Here is a 17,289-nt window from a genome sequence, read left to right on the forward strand (position 1 = left end):
GTCGCGGGCTTCGTGTCTTCTGGTCTCGTGTCTTCTGGCTGCGTGTCTTCTGGCTCGAGGCCTCTCATCGAGGGAACATCAGCCCGACTTGCGCAGACTCCACAGGAAGTAGCTGCCGCCGATCAGCGAGGCCATCAGGCCGGCGGGGATCTCGTAGGGCGACAGCAGCTGGCGGCCCAGCCAGTCCGCCAGCACCATCAACAGCGCCCCGCACAGCACCGCGCCGAGCATGTGCTCGCGGGCGCGGCTCAGCCCCAGCAGGCGTGCCAGGTGCGGGGCCAGCAGGCCGACGAAGGACAGCGGGCCGACGATCAGGGTCGCCAGCGCGGTGAGCACCGCCACCGTGCCCAGCAGCACCAGACGGGCACGGGTCACGCCGATACCGAGCGCGCTGGCGCTCGCCGTGCCCAGCGGCAGGATATCCAGCCAGCGCGCCAGCGGGCGCACCAGCAGGACCGCGATGATCGCCAGCGCGAGCACGCCGACCGCCGCGGAGAGGCCCACGTAGTAGGTGGAGCCGGACAGCCAGGCCAGAATCTGCTGACCGCGCGGGTCACCATCGGCGAGGATGATGCCGCGCACCGCATCGTAGAGCGCGGTGATCGCCACGCCACACAGCAGCACGCGCTCCGGCACGAAGCCGCTTCTGTGGTTGAGCAGCACCAGCAGCACCAGACAGGCCAGTGCGCCGCAGACCCCTGATGCCAGCAGTGTCAGCTGGCCTGCGCCGGGCACCAGCAGCAGTGTCAGCATCAGGGCGATGGCAGTCCCGCCGCTGATGCCGAGAATCTCGGGACTGGCCATCGGGTTGCTGGTCAAACGCTGCAGCAGCGTCCCGGCGAGGGCCAGCAGCACGCCGGCGCCTGCCGCCGCCAGTACCCTTGGCAGGCGGAAGTCCAGCACGCTGGTCTGGCCGGCCAGCAACTGTTGGAGCATATCACTGCCAAGCGTCCAGCCATCGGCACCATTGCCGACCAGCAGGGCCAGCATCAGGGCCACGCAGACCCCGGCCAGCAGCCAGCCGAGCAGTCGGTCAGGGCGGGGATGACGATGCGTCAGTGACATGCCGTGATGACTGGCGGGGCCAGCCCCTTGGGCCATCTTGAGGCGCGGAATCAGCCACAGCAGCAGCGGCGCGCCGAGGGCCGCCGTCATCGCACCGGTGGGAATCAGGTTGGGCAGCAGGCCATCGAGACTGGCGACCACCTGGTCCGTCACTGCCAGCAGCAGCGCCCCGAACAATGGTGCCCACAGCAGACGCTGACCCAGGCGACGCGCGCCCATCAGACGCACGCAGGCTGGCGCGGCCAGGCCGATGAAACCGATGATGCCCAGCACGCTGACCACGCAGGCGCTCAGAAATACCGCCAGCCCCAGGCTCATCAGACGCAGCTTGCGCAGCGAGACGCCCAGGCTTCGGGCATTGGCCTCGTCGAGGTCCAGCACCGCCAGCGGACGCATCAGCACCAGCGCCAGCAACATGCCCGGCAACAGACGGGTGAGCAGCGTGATCACGCCATCCCAGCTGTTCTGGGCCAGCGAGCCTGCGCCCCACACCAGGGTGCCGTGCAGGGCCTCCTGATTGAACAGCAACAGCACCATGCCCAGCGCGCCGATGTAGAGGTTGACCACCAGTCCGGCCAGCACCACCACGGTCGGCGACATGCCACGCGCCCAGGCCAGCGCGAACACCAGCCCCATGGCCGCCAGGCCACCGGCCAGCGCGACCCATTCACGGCCCAGCTGGAAGCCGTCGCCCCCAAGACCCGTGCCGGCCATCAATGCAGGGGCGAACAGCGTCGCCAGCATCATCGCCAGGCTCGCACCGCTGGCAACCCCCAGCGTCGTCGGGGCAGCCAGCGGGTTGCGCAGCACCTGCTGCATCAATACGCCTGCCATGCCCAGCGCAGCCCCGGCCAGCAGCGCGCAGACCAGCCGTGGCCACCAGCTGACATGGGCCACCAGCTGCGCGGAAAGCAGTGCGCTGTCTGCCTGGCCGAGACGGGCCGCATCACTGAAATCGGGCGATGCCCACAGTGCCGTCAGGCCTTGCATCAGGCTCAGGCCGTCACGGTTGAGGGCGAGGCTGCCCAGCACCAGCAGGGCCAGCGTGAGCAGGCTGCAGGCTCTGCCGGGAGTGAGCCGAAGGGCGGCGGAAGAGGAACGCTCTCTCATGACCTGGTCAGTGGTGGCCATCGGTGATCTCTCCCTCAAGTGTCGCCTCGCCATCGAGCGCCGTGTCCGTGTGGTCGTTGATCAGATGCTCGTCAAGCAGATGCCCGTCAAGCAGATGGTCGGCGAGCAGGTCGGCGAAACGATTGGCCGAGGGCAGGGCGCCGAAGCTCCATACCGGTGGCAGGAACAGTGGTGCCGAGGCAGCGCTGTTCTCGCGCACGCCGGGCATGGCCTGCCACAGACCATTGCGCGCCAGGGCCTCGCGCCCGCCGGGTGGCAGCGGCTCCACTACCACCATGCGGCCCTTCAGCGTCACCAGCTTCTCGAGACTGACGGTGGCGAAGCCCCAGGCATTGGTATCGCCTTGCCAGGCATTGTCGATGCCCATGCGTTCGATCACGGCCTGGAACAGGCTGTTGTCACCGAAGATGCGCACATGGCGGTCATCCATGAATTGCACCATCAACAGCGGCAGCGGCGTCTCACCATCGCGTGCCGCCTGCTGGCGCAGCGCGGCGTTGTAACCGGCCAGGCGAGTGGTGCTCAGGCGAATCAGCTGTTCGGCCTGTGGCTCGCGCTGCGTCAGCTTGCCCAGCTGGCGGGTCGCGGCGACCAGTGTCTGCCAGGTATCGGCGTCCGGGGTATAGATGGCGATGCTGGTGACCGGCGCGATGGCCGATAGGCGCGGCGCGAGGCTTGCCAGCATCGGACTGATCAGGATGTCATCCGGGGCGAGGGCGGCCAGCTGCTCCAGGTTCGGCTGGGTGCGTAGGCCAAGATCCCGCGTGCCCTGCGGCAGCGCCGGTTGATCCACCCAACTTGCGTAGGTTTCCACCTGCCCCACGCCCATGGCGCGGACTCCGATGCCGGTCAGGGTCTCGGCCAGCGTCCAGTCCAGCGCCACGACGGGGCGATCGACGAAGCCCACTGGTGCCTCGTGGGCGTCACCCGTCATGGCAGCGCTGGCGGGACCCACCGCCAGCAGACTCAGTCCGATCAGTGCCAACAACCACTTCATAGCGGCACCGCGATCTGCTGCCGGCTCTGCGGCGGGGTGATCACCTGCATCTCGACGCCATAGATGTCCTTGAGCGTGACGGGGTTCATCATTTCATCGGGTGCGCCTTCGGCCAGTACCTTGCCGCTGTGCAGCGCAACCAGACGATCGCAATAGCGCGCCGCCAGATTGATGTCGTGCAGCACGATGATGATGCCCAGTCCCAGGGTATGACTCAGATGCGAGACCAGCTCCATCACCTCGATCTGATGGGCGATGTCCAGCGCGGCCAGCGGCTCGTCCAGCAGCAGATAGCGACTGCCCTGGGCCAGCAGCATGGCCAGCCACACGCGCTGACGTTCGCCACCGGAGAGGGTATCGACCTGCTGATTGGCGAAGGCTTCGGTGTGGGTCAGCGCGATGGCGCGCTCGATGGCTTCTTCATCCTTGGGTCCGGGACGCCCGAGCAGGCCGTGCCACGGATAACGGCCGAAGGCGACCAGCTCTCGGCCGGTCAGCGCTTCGGCCGGCGGCAGGTGCTGCGGTAGATAGGCCACTGCCCGCGCGAATTCCCGACTGCCGAACTGCGAGAGCGGGCGATCATCCAGCGCCAGCTTGCCACTGGTCGGCGTATTCTGACGCGCCAGCAGCTTGAGCAATGTCGACTTGCCGGAGCCATTGTGGCCAATCAGGCCATGCACCTGGCCGGGGGCGAAATCGAGAGACTGCGTCTTGAGCAGGCAGCGCTCGCCAAGGTCAAAGCGCAGGTGGTCGAGAGTGAACATGAAAGCATCGTCATCCGTGGTCAGGGCGTCAGGCTAAGGGCGATTCATTCTGGGCGACATGACGCGGAGACGTTCGCCCATCCGTGCTCCGCGGGGCCATCAGTGCTGATCGCCTCTTGCTATCGGGACGTCATCACGTCGGCTTCGTCGTCGCGCCTTGCCGGGCGTGGCTGACGTGCGCTGCGCGGCTGACGGCGAATTCGCGGTGTCCTGTCGGCAGGCGGCGCAGTCGCGGCTGACTTCATTGCGATAACAGCCTGCCGCAGCCAGTCGGGTCGCGCAGTGCTGCTGCGCCTGGGAGACGTAGCGGCCCGCCATGCGCTCGGATACACCGAGTCGTTCACCGATCTCGCGCTTGGTCAGGCCCTCGAGGCGATACCAGGTCAGGGCGAGGCGAAAGTGGCCTGCCAGCTCGGAGAGTGCCGCATCGATAACCTGCAACTTCTGGCGGCGCGCCAGACTTCTCTCCGGGTCCAGATGGGCGGCCGCCACGCGCTCATCACCCTCGGACACCGATTCGAATTCCGGTGCGCGGGACTGGTGGCGATGATGATCGATGATCAGGTTGCGTGCGATGCGAAACAGCCAGGCGCGCGGGTTGGCGGGCCAGTCCCCGGTCAGACGCAGACGCAGATAGACCTCATGGCTGATGTCTTCCGCCAGCTCATGCGAGCCTAGCTGACGCACCAGAAAGCCGGTCAGTTCATGACGATGCTCGGCAAACAGCTGGTCCAGAGATTGGCGGTATTGCTGTGCAGCACAAGCCTGCAGCTCAGCGGGCGTTTCATCTTCTGGCCCGCGTGTGTCAGGCGTTCGATCATCCGTGTCGCGATGAGTCCGAACTGGGGGCTTGGCGTGAGAGGACATCCACGGCTCGCAATGAGATCTTTCGTGATGGGAGGGTAATGGTATTGTTGTTAGGAATCATTATCAATGGTTGGGTGTCAGGCACGCCAAGGACCGCCCCCGTGCATGACGAGGGCGGTCCCGGTGTTGCTTGGTCGTCGTTAGCTTGTCGTAGCTAACGGGTCATGGCGATCTGGTGATCGCCATGAGTGTCACCGCCTAGCGGCGGGCGAAGGCCGCGATGGGGTTGTCCAGCTCGCCCTTGAGCTGCAGGGCACCGGAGGGATCGGTGAGATCGACCATCTGCTGATTGTTGCGCAGCTGCAGGCGGTTGAGGCATGACAGCGTGAAGCGCGGTGCGAACAGGTCATGACGCGCGAACTTGTCAGCCATCTCCGGATGGGCATCCTGGTAGTCATGGATGCAAGCCGCGACGCGAGACCAGAAGGCCTCCTCCGTCATCACCTGCTCGCGCACCAGCAGCGGCACCGCGAAGCGGAAGATGCAGTCGAAGACATCGGTGAGCAGCGACAGGATGCGGATCGGTTCCGGCACCTCGACCACCAGACGCTCGACCCCTTCCGGCAGCTCGAGTGCACGGGTCTCCTCGGTGGCGAACAGCGCCGCTTCCTCGGCGATGTCCTTCATCAGCGCACCACACGGCACGCCATCGCGCAGACGCATGATCAGGTTCTCGCCATGCGGCATGAACACCAGGTCGTGCTTGAAATAGCAGTGCAGCAGCGGCGTCATGTAGGCCGTCAGCCATTTGTCGATCCACGCTTCGGCGCCGATGCCGGAGCGCTCGATCAGCGCCGGCAGCAAGGCCTTCTCGTCATTGTCGACGTGCAGCAGCGCCGCCATGGTCATCAGGCGCTCGCCCTCGTCCTTGACGTCTTCCGGGCTCTCGCGCCACAGGCTGGCCAGCATCTTGCGATAGCCCACGGCTGCCGGGTCCGCGTCTTCCAGTACATCATCGCGATAGCCGATGGCCGCGACTTCACGCAGCAGGCGGAAGCCCCACTTCTCGAAGGACGGGTCCGAATCGATCAGGCCCTGCAGCCACTGATTGATGACCGGAGTGGCGCGCATGTAATAGGGCGACAGACCGCGCATGAAGCCCATGTTGAGGATCGACAGCGCGACCTTCACGTAGCGATGGCCCGGCTGGTTGCGATTGTAGAGCGTGCGGATCGACTGCTGGGCCTGATAGCGGTCTTCACCCAGTCCCAGGCAGACGATGCGCTGACTGGCGATCTCGGCGGCGAAGGTGATGGCCAGCTTGTGATTCCACTGCCATGGGTGCACCGGCATCATCAGATAATCGGCGGCATCGAGGCCCTTAGCCGTCAGCTGATCCTCCAGGCGGGCCAGTTCAGCCTGACCCAGTTCCTCTTCCAGCAGACGGCGCGGATCGAGACCATCCACGGCGGAGTAGTGCGCGTTGTCGCGATGCACGGCGATCCACACCAGCGCGAAGGGCTGGGCGGCCTCCGGCGCGTAGGCGCGATAGTCCATGGCATCGAAGCCCATGCGGCCATTGTTGGCGACGAAGCACGGATGGCCCTCGCTCATCGCCGATTCCAGGGTCTGGAAGGAGGCACCGGCCAGCACGCGGGCAGATTGGTTCTCACGAACGGCGCGCTGCATCTTCCAGGCGCTGGAGGCAAGTGTGGCGCTGACTTCCTCGAGATAGACCGGCAGCAGGCGCGGCGGAATCTCCAGCACATCGTTGAGTTCCAGAATCAGCTCACGCGCGTCCAGCGGCAGGGAGTTGCCATCGGCATCCAGACGTTGGATGGAGGCGGCATCGATCAGCCAGTGATCGAGCTGGAAACGTCGCGCCACGAAGCGATATTGCGCCGCGCGACGGCTGACGGGCGTCGTGTCACCTGCCGGGGCGCTCAGTGGCAGGCAGTAATGGTGCCAGCCATCCGTGATGCGGGCATTGGCCTCATCGGCACACTGCGGGTGGATCAGGCGTTCATGACTGAATTCGGCCAGTGCCTTGCGTACCAGCAGGCGATTGGCCTGCTGCCAGTCCGGTCCGGTGAGATGCTGGCCAGCTGCCGCCGGATTGGCGGTGATGGCGGTGTCCAGACGCGGGCTGCGGGTGGCCAGGGCAGCACGGAAATCCTGCGGGGTGCAGAAGCACAGACGCGCCGGTTTGCCATCGAGATCCAGCGGACCATGATCGATGAAGCCGACGGCGGCATTGAGCGGATGGATGCGCTCGTTGCGGCTGTCCGGTTCGACCACCACGCGGCTGACGGGACGTACGGCATCTTTCCCTTCAGCGGCATGCTCGTCACGGAACTGGCCGGCAAAGATCATCGCCATGATCGATTCGATCACCGCCCGCGAGAAGCCGCTGATGGGGGCCTGGTCATCGCTGCGCGGCGCGACCAGGAAATGCATGCCGAAGTCTCCGGGCTGCACGGCGTAGTGCTTGCCGAGCGGATCGTGTGCCGGATCGTAGAGCTCCACCAGAAACGCCGGCTGGTCGTTGTAGAGACCGACCCAGCCCTGGGCGTGCTTGCTCTCTTCCAGGCCCTGGTAGAAGTCGTACTTGGTGGTGATGAGGTCATCACTCATGCCCCAGAAGCTGGCGCGCTCGCCGCTGGTCCACTCATCCACCATCGCCATGTCGGCGGCGAGATCCAGCGGGCGCAGCGCGAATTCGGCGCGCTCGCTCGTGCTGTCATCCTGCGGCTTGCGCAGGCGCGCCTGGGCTTGCTCCAGCTCCACCGCGCGGCGGGTGAAGCGCGTTCCCGGTGCCGGGCTGAGCAGATTGAGCGGTGCCGGCGCGGCGAGCGATGTCGTTCCGAACACCTGCTGTGACGGTGTCGCTGCACTGTGAGAACTTGCCGCGCTGCTGGACTGTTCGGCGCTTGCGGCGCTGGTGATGTCGACTGGCATGTTCATGCGGTGGTCTCCCGGTGTTGCGGTGCAGCGGTGTGAGTCGTGTCGGTCTGGGTGTCAGAGGCCGTGCCGGTAGAGGAGCTGTCGGCAGAGGATGGGCCGGTAGTAGAGCTTTCGGTAGAGGACGGGCCGGCGTGAATATCCGTATCGCCGTAGGACAGGTGTGCGGCGGGCAGCGGTGTGAAGCCATTGCCACAGCCCTTTTCAGAGCCGGGCGCACCGAAGCTCTGGAAGGCGATGCGGCGCTCGATGGTATAGACCTCACGGCCGGTGATGGCGCGCAGGATGCAGCTGTTGCGATAGCAGGCCATGCCCAGGTCCGGCGCGGCCAGCGAGTGGGTGTGCAGCTCGGCATTCTGGACGAAGATCTCGCCGGCGAACGGCGATTGATCGCCCTCATTGCCTTCGGCATCTGCCGTGCTCTGCGCGTCGACGGCATAGAAGCGTCCGACGGCGTAGCGGCCTTCGGCATCACGACGGATGCGTGACTCGATGCTCTTCAAGAAGGCCGGAGCCGCGTAGTGGTAACCGGTGGCCAGCACCACGGCGCTGGTCTCGTGACGCCAGGCCTGTTGCTGTTCACGCTGATAGAGCCCCAGCGTGAACTCGCCGTCGGCCTCTTGCCTGTTCAGCGAGGTCAGTTCGGTATTGGTCATCAGGGTGGTAGGCACCACGCCTTGCAGTTGCTTGGCGTAGAGGGTGTCGTAGATCTCGTCGATCAGCTCGAGATTGATGCCCTTGTAGAGGCCCTTCTGGGTCGCCAGCAGGGTGTTGCGCTGCTCACGCGGCAGGGCGTGGAAGTAATCGATGTAATCCGGCGAGGTCATCTCCAGCGTCAGCTTGCCGTACTCCAGCGGGAAGAAGCGCGGCGAGCGCGTGATCCAGTTGAGCTGGTAGCTGTGCTGGTCGATCTCGCGCAGCAGGTCGAGATAGATCTCGGCGGCGCTCTGGCCGGAGCCGATGATGGTGATGGCCGGCTGGGAGGTCAGCTCGTCCTTGCGCGCCAGATAGTGGGCGTTGTGACACACGCGGCTACCGGCCACCGGGACGACGTCACGCACGGCATCGGCGGCTTTGGGCAGGTAGGGCTGGGTGCCGGTGCCCAGCACCAGCTTGCGTGCGCGATAGGCGAAGGCTTCGCCGGTGCTGGGGCGGATACCGCGCACCACATAGATATCGCCGACATGCTGGATGTCCTGGACTTCATGATCGAAGCGCAGGCTGGTCAGCTCACGCGCCGCCCACTGGCAGTACTGGTTGTACTCGCGGCGCAGCAGGAAGAAGTCTTCGCGGATGTAGAAGTTGTAGAGCTTGTCATGCAGCTTCAGATAGTTGAGGAAGCTGAAGTGGCTGGTCGGGTCGGCCAGCGAGACCATGTCCGCCATGAAGGGCGTCTGCATGCTGGCATCCTCGAGCAGCATGCCCGGGTGCCAGTCGAACTCGGCCTTGCGCTCGAGGAAGACGCCATTCACGTCTTCCAGCGGCTCGCTCAGACAGGCAAGGCTCAGATTGAAGGGGCCGATGCCGATGGCGACGAAGTCGAGCACCTCATTGCGCGTTTCAGCTGTGTCGGTGACGTGAGGAGTCGAGGTGTCATGCATGACGGCTTTCCTTTGCTTCTGTGGTGTGGCTGCGACGTTTGGCGGCCGGGGTATCGACCAGGGCATCGGCCAGTGCTGCGGCGTGGCTTGCCTGGGCCGTGGTGCTGACGGCGAGATGATGCGCCTTGATCAGCGCCTGGCCGTGCTGGCGGATCAGTTCGACCACCGCGGCGATGTCATCGCGGGTGGTTTCCGGGTTGAGCAGGGTGAACTTCAGGTACTGACGGCCCGACACCTTGGTGGCGGCGACGATGGCCTCACCGCTGCGTGACAGGCGCTTGCGGATCTCGCGGTTCAAGGCATCCCACTGCTCGGCGCTGAGGGTCTCTTCATTGGCGTCATGGAAGCGGAACACCAGGGTGCTCAGTTCCGGGGCCTGGACGACATCGATGTCCGGTGCCGCGGCGAGCAGCTGGTAGCCTTCGCGGGTGAGGTCGATCACGCAATCGAGCATGTCGCCGAGTGCATCGGCGCCCATCAGACGCAGTGTCATCCACAGCTTCAAGGCGTCGAAGCGACGGGTGGTCTGCAGGCTCTTGTTGACCTGGTCCGGCGTGCCTTCGCGGGCCTGAAGCTCCGGGTTGAGGTAGTCGGCGTGGTAGGTGACGTGGCGCAGCTGGGTGCGATCACGTACCACGCATGCACTGCAGCTGACCGGCTGGAAGAAGGTCTTGTGGTAATCGATGGTGACGGAGTCTGCCATCTCGGTGCCCTTGAGCCAGTGACCGTGACGACGTGAAGTGATCAGACCGCCGCCGTAGGCGCCATCGACGTGGAACCAGATGCCGCGGGCATGGCATTCACGGCCAATGGCCTCCAGCGGGTCGATGCTGCCGAAGTCGGTGGTGCCGGCGGTGCCGACGACGGCCATCGGAATCAGGCCTTCTGCACGGGCGTTGTCGAGAGCTTCCCGCAGGGCATCGGGGTCCATGCGGCGACGCTCATCCACGGCGACCGGGACGACGGCGTTATGACCGAGACCGAGCAGGGCACAGGCCTTCTGCAGACTGAAATGGCTGATGCCGGAGGCGAAGACACGCAGGCGCCCGGCTTCCGGCGGCAGGCCGTGGGTCTGGTTGCCGGGGTGGTTGGGCAGCTTCTCGCAGACTGCGTCACGGGCCAGCAGCAGCGCCATCAAGTTGGATTGGGTGCCGCCGCTGGTGAAGATGCCATCGGCGGTCGGCCCCAGGCCCAGGCGATCGGTGGTCCAGTTGATCAGGCGTTGCTCGATCAGGGTGCCGCCGGCGCTCTGGTCCCAGGTGTCGAGTGAGGAGTTGATCGCACCCAGCAGACTCTCTGCCCATACGCCGGGCAGCACGACCGGGCAGTTGAGGTGTGCGATGTAGCGGGGGTGATGGAAATAGACGGCGTCCTTCAGGTAGAGCGACTTGAGCTCATCCAGACCGGCTTCGAGGTTCTCGAGGGGCGTCTCGAGGTCGAGATCGGCAAAGGCCGGACGCAGAGCTTCCGGGGTGATGCCACTGAACGGCTGCTGGACACTGTCGAGCTGTTCAGCCACCAGGGTGCTGATACGGTTCATGCCGGCCTGCCAGGCATCCATGTTGGCAGGCGAGAACAGGGCGGCGCTGGGCGAGCGGGACAGGGAGCCCGCACAGGCGTCGGTCTGGGTGTCAGACGCGGAGGATCCTGTGGCAGCGCCGTAGGTGGCGGCGGAATCTTGAAGGCTGTGCATTACATAACCTTATGCGAATGTTCGCAGATAAAGACTTGGAAGAGACTCGCAGCCAGCTGGGACAGATGGCTCAGGTGCGAGGACCAGTCAGGACATTCATCAAGTGCCGCGTTTGCGGTCGTTGTTGTTGGTGGAGTTGTTGGCGATGTCGTCGACACGTCAATCACGCGAGCCGTGGGCATCGGTATCACGTGATTCGACATCGTAAGCGCAGAGTGCGAGTGCGATGCCAGAGGTTCTTGCATGCCAGATGTGTCAGACGATGAGTGGTTCAGGGCGATGGTGCCGGCGACATCCTTGCCGCCGGCGGGTCGTGCGGGTCGATTCAGAATCGACGGACTGCGGAAGTGTCGGGATCAGAAATCATAGGTCAGTGTCGCGGTCATGCTGCGTTCGGCACCGTAGTAGCAGAAGCTGGTGTTGTAGCAGGACGCGATGTATTCCTTGTCGAACAGGTTGCTGACGTTGAGCTGCACGCTGGTGCCGCTCCAGCCGATCTGGCTCAGGTCGTAGCCGACCAGGGCATCGACCAGCGCGTAGTTCGGCACCTTCTCGGTGTTCTCGGAATCCGCCCACATGTCGGCGTAGTAGCGCACGCCGAGGCCGGCATTCAGACCCGTGAGCGGGCCTTCATTGAAGGCGTAGTCACCCCAGACGCTGACCTGGTGCTTGGGCACCTGGTTGGCATCGTTGCCTTCGGTGCCATCTTCCGCCTTGGCATAGGTCACGTCGGTGTAGCTGTAACCGGCCTGCAGCGCGAAGTCGCGGGTCAGCTGGGTACGGGCTTCCAGCTCCAGGCCCTGGGACTCGATCTCGCCGTAGGCGGTGTAGTAGCTGTCTTCCGGGTCCTTGGAGGCGACGTTTTCCTGATTGATGCGGAACAGCGAGACGCTGTACTGATCACGCGTGCCGTTGGGCTGGTACTTCATGCCGACCTCGACCTGCTTGCCGGTGGTCGGGTCGAGCAGGTCGCCGTCTTCATCGGTGTAGGAGTTCGGCGAGAAGGACGTGGAGTAGCTGACATAGGGCGAGATGCCGTTGTCGAAGCCGTAGATCAGACCGATACGGCCGCTCATCTCGTTGTCGTTCAGCTCGCTGGTGGTGTTGTAGTCACGATCGGTGTTCTTGATGTTGACCCAGTCATGACGCAGACCGGCGGCCAGGTTCCAGCGACCCCAGCTGACCTGGTCCTGCAGGTAGACACCGGTCTGGTCCAGCTCACGCTTCTGGTTCTCGGTGGCATAGACGGAGACATCGGCATCGCTGCTGCCGGTAACATCCAGCGTGCTGGCAGTGCCGTATTCCCAGTCCACATCATTGGTGCGGGTCTGATAGTCGGCACCGAACAGCAGGGTGTGATCGAAAGCGCCGGTGGAGAAGCGGCTTTCCAGCTGGTTGTCGACGGTCCAGGCGCGCAGGCTCTCTTCGCCGCCGGAGTAGTAGCGGGTCAGTTCGGTGTCCGAGGCCCAGCCGTAGGCGTAAACCTGCTCGAGGTCCACATCGGAGCGTAGATAGCGGAATTTCTGGCGTGCAGTGACATCGTCATTGAAGCGGTGTTCGAAGTCGTAACCGAGCATGCGTTCGGTGCGATCGAACTCTTCATAGTCTTCGTCACCTTCGTAGAAGTCGTTGCCGAGCTTGGTGCCGTTGTAGCTCACCACCGTACCTTCGTAGGGGAGGCCTGAGTGGTAGCCGCCTTCCGGGTCTTTCTGGAAGTAGCCCATCAGGGTGACGGTGGTGTCGTCGGTGACATCCATGGTGATCTGCGGCGAGAAGGCGTAACGCTCTTCCTCGACGGAGTCGACCTGGGTGTCCTCGGCACTGGCGAGACCGGTCAGGCGATAGGCGATGCGCTGCTCGTCATCCAGCGGGCCGGTGAGGTCGAACGCCGCACTGCGTTCGTTGTCGTCGCCGACGGTGAAGCGGACCTGGCCGGAGTCCTGGAACTCGGGGCGCTTGGACTGCATCGCGACCAGACCACCCGGAGAGGAGCGTCCGTAGAGAACGGAAGACGGCCCTTTCACCACCTCGATGCTGTCGAGGAAGTAGGGGTCGATGGTCATCGAGCTGTAGGAGCCCGAGTCGCCCATCAGCTTCAGGCCATCCAGGAAGGTGTTGCTGACACTGCCATCGGAGAAGCCACGCAGCACCAGATAGTCATAGCGGTTGGAGGCACCGATCTGGTTGGTGAACACGCCCGGCGTGTAGTCCGCGGCACGCTGTACCGTCTCGACGGCGCGCTTGTCGATATCGTCGCGCGTGATGGTGGAGACGGCCTGGGGGGTTTCCAGATAGCCGGTGTCGGTCTTGGTAGCCGCTGTGGTGGTCACCGTCATGGTGTCGAGGGTCTCGTCCTGAGACTCACGGTGGTCGGCCGCCATGGCCTGACCGGCAAAGGGCAGGCCAAGGCCAATCGCCAGTGCCAGAGGGTGCCTGGGCAGGGTCATCAGCAGGGAGCGAGTGGCTTTATGTGCGGCGGAGTCTTTCATGAGCGCGGTGTTCCATCCGGAATGATTTATATAGGAATGATTCTTGTTCGTCGTTCTCTCCTGTGGGTAGACGTTCAGATGACGACTTTCTGAACCATGAATGAGAATTATTTTTATCATTTTCCTGTGCCGCATCTCATGCCTTGATGTCATGCGGGCTGGCCATCGCCGTCATGCTCGCCCCACTGGCTGACGCAGGCAGCCATCCTCGGCTGTTGTCGCCACAAAAAAACCGCCCCGTGGGGCGGTTCTGATGACTCGATGCCAGGTTCGCGACGGGATCGTACTGGCCTGACGGCGTCGTGCTGCGCTGAAGGTTACTGGTCGACCATCTCGCCCTGCAGCGTGACGGGAATGTCGCCTACCAGCTTGCCGTAGCCCAGCAGGTTGAGCAGGGTGCTGCCGACCTGATTCCTGGCGACTTCTGCACTGTCCAGTGAGATGGGGTCGGCGTTGATGAAGGTCAGGTGGGTGGCATCCTGACGGGTGACCTCCAGCGGCAGGGTCTCGCGGTGGGTGCGGTTGCCATCGGTGGCCGAGAAGGGCACCTGCATGCGCATCGTCTGACCGGTCTCCAGCGCCGCGATGGCCAGCGGGTCAAGATTCAGGGTCAGCGTGGCCAGGCGCATCTGACTGACGCCGGATAGCCACGGCGGCAGCTCACCGACCTTGTCGAGCAGATCGGTCTGGCCGACGCTCAAGGGAATGCTCATCCTGCCGTCATCGCCGACGGTGCCGCTCAAACCATTGAGGTGATGCACGTGTTCCACATTGCCTTGGCTGCCCTGCGAGGTCAGCGTCGCGGTGGCGCCGCTGCTGTCGGGTACCAGCTGCCAGGCGGCCTGTGTCGGCAGGCTGACACCGATACCGCTCATGGCGAAGGCCAGTGCCGCGGCCTTGATCGGGGCGCCGAAGCGGCTTCTGGCGGCTATAGCAGTGAAGCGGCTGGCGGGTTTGCCGGTCGAGCGACACGCAAGCGTACGACTCAGGGCGCGGGTCCAGCGAGAGAAAGGCAATGACATGTCGTGACTCCTGATGGCCGGGGGCTTGATCGGGCGAAGACCGATATGGGCACCCGGAAAAGATTCGATACTGCAGATGGCACATTGGACAGGCAGCGGCGCCAAGGGTTCGCGACACTCGTCGCAGCCGCAGGCTGGCAGAGATGTTCAATGCACATCACGCGCCGCAAGCGGGAGCGGAAATCGCTATGTTGTTGAGTTTTCGGGCTTTCCCGAGGCTCATGCTTTCGCTATCATATGCGCGCTGCATGGGCCCATAGCTCAGTTGGTTAGAGCACTCGACTCATAATCGATTGGTCGCAGGTTCAAGTCCTGCTGGGCCCACCATGCATGCCTTCCAGTGGGGTTTCATTCAGCAGGAGTTCAAAAGCTCCAGGGCCCCGACAAGTCGCCAATGGCGGCTTTTTTTGTGCCTGTCATTCCGGTATTTCCTCTTCTTTCTTCCCCACAATCACTGCATCAATGGCGTGTTTTCTCATCGCCCTGAACCACGAGCGCCCCATGCCGTGGGGCATGAGGCGCTTTGCTCTGCATTGGCGCGGATCATCCGATTCGGGTGATCTCTTGCAGGGTCGCTATCACTGAGTCTCTTCTTCCATTTCCTGCTCAGTGTCATTGGCGGCACCGCTGATGGCGTTGCCGGCGGTGGTCAGCGCATTGGCGGTCGCCTGACGAGTGTCCTGCCAGGCGCTGGCAGCGGTGTTCTTGGTTTCATCCCAGGCCGCTGCGGCGCTCTTGCGCGTGTCCTGCCACCAGTCGGTGGTGTAGTTCGGCTGCTGCTCGAACTCGCTTACATCCATGTCGAGATGGATGCGGTATTCCAGGGCATCCAGATCATCACCCTGTTCGGTCTCGAGGGTGAACTTGCCCGTTTCCACGACGTACTGGTTCTCGTCCAGCCCCATGGAATCATCGCTTTCGACGACCAGAGCGGCGACCTGCATGTTGTCGTCGAGCAGGATGTCCTCGACTTCACCGATCACGTTGTTGTCATCGCTCTGCAGGTAGACGTCGGCATCCATCAGCTCATCTGCGGAGTAGAGCCCCTGCGGACTGGCCATGGCCATGCTGGTAGTGGACAGCAGCGTGGTCGCGGTGATCGCACCCAGAATCTGTTTGCGGTTCATATTGCTCATGCCGTACTCCTTGCGTGTTGAATCGGTACTTCTGGTCCGGTCCCTCAAGCGCTTCCTTCTCGCTCGTGGCGCTAATGATTCGCCAGAACCATGACCCTACCCACTGAGATCCTGACGAGACCGACAAGTTTCAAGGGGGTGAAAGAAAAACTTGTACGAGAATTCCTCTGTCTGTCACATGCAAGGTGTAAAGGGGCAATGTCGTCGTGCCACGAGAGTGAGCTTTCTGGTGCTCCGTACCTGTCGCGAACAAGGCCGCCCGCAAGCGCTCTGTCAGCAGGGCCCTGACGAAGGGTTCGAGTAGAGGGGCGAGCAGTAGAGGTGAGGTGCTGAAGGATCGCTTGGATGCCAAGGCCCGCGCCGTTCAAGGCAAGAAGTCGAGACAAGGCACGTGGATATGCCGCAATCAGTGCGCGTTCAAGGCTTTTTCTGCTCGCTGATTGGCTGCCTGACGAATGGGACAAGATGTTTATGCATGTCAAAAGAGGCTTTTTTGTAGCGAAGTGTTACGCGGCTCTGGCGGGGCGCTCTCGTGCCACAGCGGGCGCATGGGGAGAGGTAAACGCTTGATCAGCGCACACGAAAGTGCCTGCCAACGCGTCTACATTAGCTATACAGATACGTTCTGATACGCGTTAAAACTTGTACACGGTTTTGGAAGTGTCTAACTTTGCAACTGTCGAAGCACGGCGGGGCAGGCAGGAGATCACCTGATACAACATTGATGGAGCCGCAGAGCCGCTTTTTCAATCCCTTGTCAGGTTGCCGCAAGTTTTCACATCGTCATGCCGCCCGCTCCACCGGTTTCGAGCACAAGGTTTTCATCATGGATCCAATGGAGGGCATCGAGATGAACACAGTACGCAAGGTTCCCATGGAGTGTTCACGCTGTGGCAGCAACCGGGTTCACCTCGAAGATTCCCCGGCAGATGATGACATCGTCAGTTGTGCAGAATGTGATGAGTTTCTGGGTGTCTGGTTCATGTTGCGTGATCGCCTTGAAGTCAGTGCCCGCAAGCGAGCTGCGATTGACCCGGCCCTGATGGCGCAGAAGGTGGTTCAGCAGCTGGACGCCTCAGCCTGAAACAACAGCCCGTGAAGTACGATGTTCGCCAGTGCGTGAAAGGGCGCACAAGAATTTTTACCTCAGTGCCAGTTGTCTGTCGTTCTGCCCTGGTCATGGGCACCTTGTCCTGGGCAAGCGGGACTTGATGTCTGGCACTGCAGGTTGAGTAGAGATTTCCGTGATACCGCTGACGACTGTTCAGCGTCCTGGTCGACCTGCGGCGAGCCGCGTTGCTACCGCGATAGGTCCTGTTCTGCCTGAGAGTGTTTTCCCGGCCTTTGGTCGGGATTTTTTTGGGTTAGAGCCAATGAATACCCATCTGACGCCCGTCTGAAGAGTGATGCGGCAGATACTCCCTGATCTGGTATGCGTTTGATCTGCATCATTCGCGAGGTGTTATCAGACTGTAAGATAGTGCTGTCAGACTCTTGCCGGTCGCGCTGCCATGAAGTGTGTTCCGCCCTCTGCGCGATACCTTCCGCAGCCGTGAGCGCAGAGACTGACCAGCGATAAAATTGTGGCATCTAACCGAAAGTGCAATGGAGTCTGTCGCTATC

11 protein-coding genes and 1 tRNA gene are annotated in these 17,289 nt (G+C 63.1%); 2 read left to right on the plus strand and 10 right to left on the minus strand.

The genetic code is table 11. The annotated features are described in order from the left end of the window. Positions 1–78 precede the first annotated feature (78 nt). The 9 genes from fhuB to F8A90_RS02285 all read right to left on the minus strand — a co-directional run bounded on the left by fhuB (position 79) and on the right by F8A90_RS02285 (position 14,530). Positions 79–2,196: a Fe(3+)-hydroxamate ABC transporter permease FhuB gene (gene fhuB / locus F8A90_RS02245; RefSeq protein ID WP_233593407.1), complete on the minus strand. Its 2,118-nt coding sequence runs from the start codon at positions 2,194–2,196 to the stop codon at positions 79–81. Continuing rightward, positions 2,183–3,181, minus strand: coding sequence for an ABC transporter substrate-binding protein (locus tag F8A90_RS02250; protein ID WP_233593408.1), 999 nt, complete (start codon positions 3,179–3,181; stop codon positions 2,183–2,185). Before F8A90_RS02250 ends, fhuB begins: the two co-directional genes overlap by 14 nt. Positions 3,182–3,189: 8 nt before the next feature. Continuing rightward, complete coding sequence (locus F8A90_RS02255; protein ID WP_166019793.1) at positions 3,190–3,957, minus strand: ABC transporter ATP-binding protein; 768 nt, start codon at positions 3,955–3,957, stop codon at positions 3,190–3,192. A gap of 99 nt (positions 3,958–4,056) precedes the next feature. Then, on the minus strand, positions 4,057–4,824 hold the full coding sequence (locus F8A90_RS02260) for an RNA polymerase sigma factor (RefSeq protein ID WP_200018747.1): 768 nt from the start codon (positions 4,822–4,824) through the stop codon (positions 4,057–4,059). 198 nt (positions 4,825–5,022) lie between these two features. After that, positions 5,023–7,728, minus strand: a complete 2,706-nt coding sequence (locus tag F8A90_RS02265) for a GNAT family N-acetyltransferase (protein WP_200018749.1) — start codon at positions 7,726–7,728, stop codon at positions 5,023–5,025. Then, positions 7,725–9,326 (minus strand): lysine N(6)-hydroxylase/L-ornithine N(5)-oxygenase family protein, encoded by a 1,602-nt coding sequence (locus F8A90_RS02270; RefSeq protein WP_200018751.1) that lies wholly within the window; start codon positions 9,324–9,326, stop codon positions 7,725–7,727. Before F8A90_RS02270 ends, F8A90_RS02265 begins: the two co-directional genes overlap by 4 nt. After that, positions 9,319–11,019: a pyridoxal phosphate-dependent decarboxylase family protein gene (locus F8A90_RS02275; RefSeq protein ID WP_233593409.1), complete on the minus strand. Its 1,701-nt coding sequence runs from the start codon at positions 11,017–11,019 to the stop codon at positions 9,319–9,321. The genes F8A90_RS02270 and F8A90_RS02275 overlap by 8 nt, the downstream gene beginning before the upstream one ends. Before the next feature lie 356 nt (positions 11,020–11,375). Then, complete coding sequence (locus F8A90_RS02280) at positions 11,376–13,508, minus strand: TonB-dependent siderophore receptor (protein WP_233593410.1); 2,133 nt, start codon at positions 13,506–13,508, stop codon at positions 11,376–11,378. 317 nt (positions 13,509–13,825) lie between these two features. Beyond that, positions 13,826–14,530: a hypothetical protein gene (locus F8A90_RS02285; RefSeq protein WP_200018753.1), complete on the minus strand. Its 705-nt coding sequence runs from the start codon at positions 14,528–14,530 to the stop codon at positions 13,826–13,828. A 250-nt stretch (positions 14,531–14,780) separates the two neighbouring features. Between F8A90_RS02285 and F8A90_RS02290 the strand changes: the two genes are divergently transcribed. Beyond that, positions 14,781–14,857 (plus strand) — tRNA-Ile (locus tag F8A90_RS02290). A 251-nt stretch (positions 14,858–15,108) separates the two neighbouring features. On the opposite strand, the gene F8A90_RS02295 is transcribed toward F8A90_RS02290, so the two are convergent. Then, complete coding sequence (locus F8A90_RS02295; protein WP_200018755.1) at positions 15,109–15,666, minus strand: PRC-barrel domain-containing protein; 558 nt, start codon at positions 15,664–15,666, stop codon at positions 15,109–15,111. 670 nt (positions 15,667–16,336) lie between these two features. On the opposite strand from F8A90_RS02295, the gene F8A90_RS02300 reads away from it, so the two are divergent. Then, positions 16,337–16,750 carry a hypothetical protein gene (locus F8A90_RS02300; protein WP_159055792.1) on the plus strand — a complete coding sequence of 138 codons (414 nt, stop codon included), beginning with the start codon at positions 16,337–16,339 and terminating at the stop codon, positions 16,748–16,750. Positions 16,751–17,289: the final 539 nt, after the last annotated feature.

It is taken from the genome of Cobetia sp. cqz5-12, assembly GCF_016495405.1.
Classification (GTDB): Bacteria; Pseudomonadota; Gammaproteobacteria; order Pseudomonadales; family Halomonadaceae; genus Cobetia.

Coding starts and splice junctions, on each gene's coding strand:
- F8A90_RS02270 (WP_200018751.1), bottom strand. CDS start 9,326: ATGCATGACACCTCGACTCCTCACGTCACCGACACAGCTGAAACGCGC.
- fhuB (WP_233593407.1), bottom strand. CDS start 2,196: ATGGCCACCACTGACCAGGTCATGAGAGAGCGTTCCTCTTCCGCCGCC.
- F8A90_RS02255 (WP_166019793.1), bottom strand. CDS start 3,957: ATGTTCACTCTCGACCACCTGCGCTTTGACCTTGGCGAGCGCTGCCTG.
- F8A90_RS02275 (WP_233593409.1), bottom strand. CDS start 11,019: ATGCACAGCCTTCAAGATTCCGCCGCCACCTACGGCGCTGCCACAGGA.
- F8A90_RS02285 (WP_200018753.1), bottom strand. CDS start 14,530: ATGTCATTGCCTTTCTCTCGCTGGACCCGCGCCCTGAGTCGTACGCTT.
- F8A90_RS02280 (WP_233593410.1), bottom strand. CDS start 13,508: ATGAAAGACTCCGCCGCACATAAAGCCACTCGCTCCCTGCTGATGACC.
- F8A90_RS02260 (WP_200018747.1), bottom strand. CDS start 4,824: ATGTCCTCTCACGCCAAGCCCCCAGTTCGGACTCATCGCGACACGGAT.
- F8A90_RS02265 (WP_200018749.1), bottom strand. CDS start 7,728: ATGAACATGCCAGTCGACATCACCAGCGCCGCAAGCGCCGAACAGTCC.
- F8A90_RS02295 (WP_200018755.1), bottom strand. CDS start 15,666: ATGAGCAATATGAACCGCAAACAGATTCTGGGTGCGATCACCGCGACC.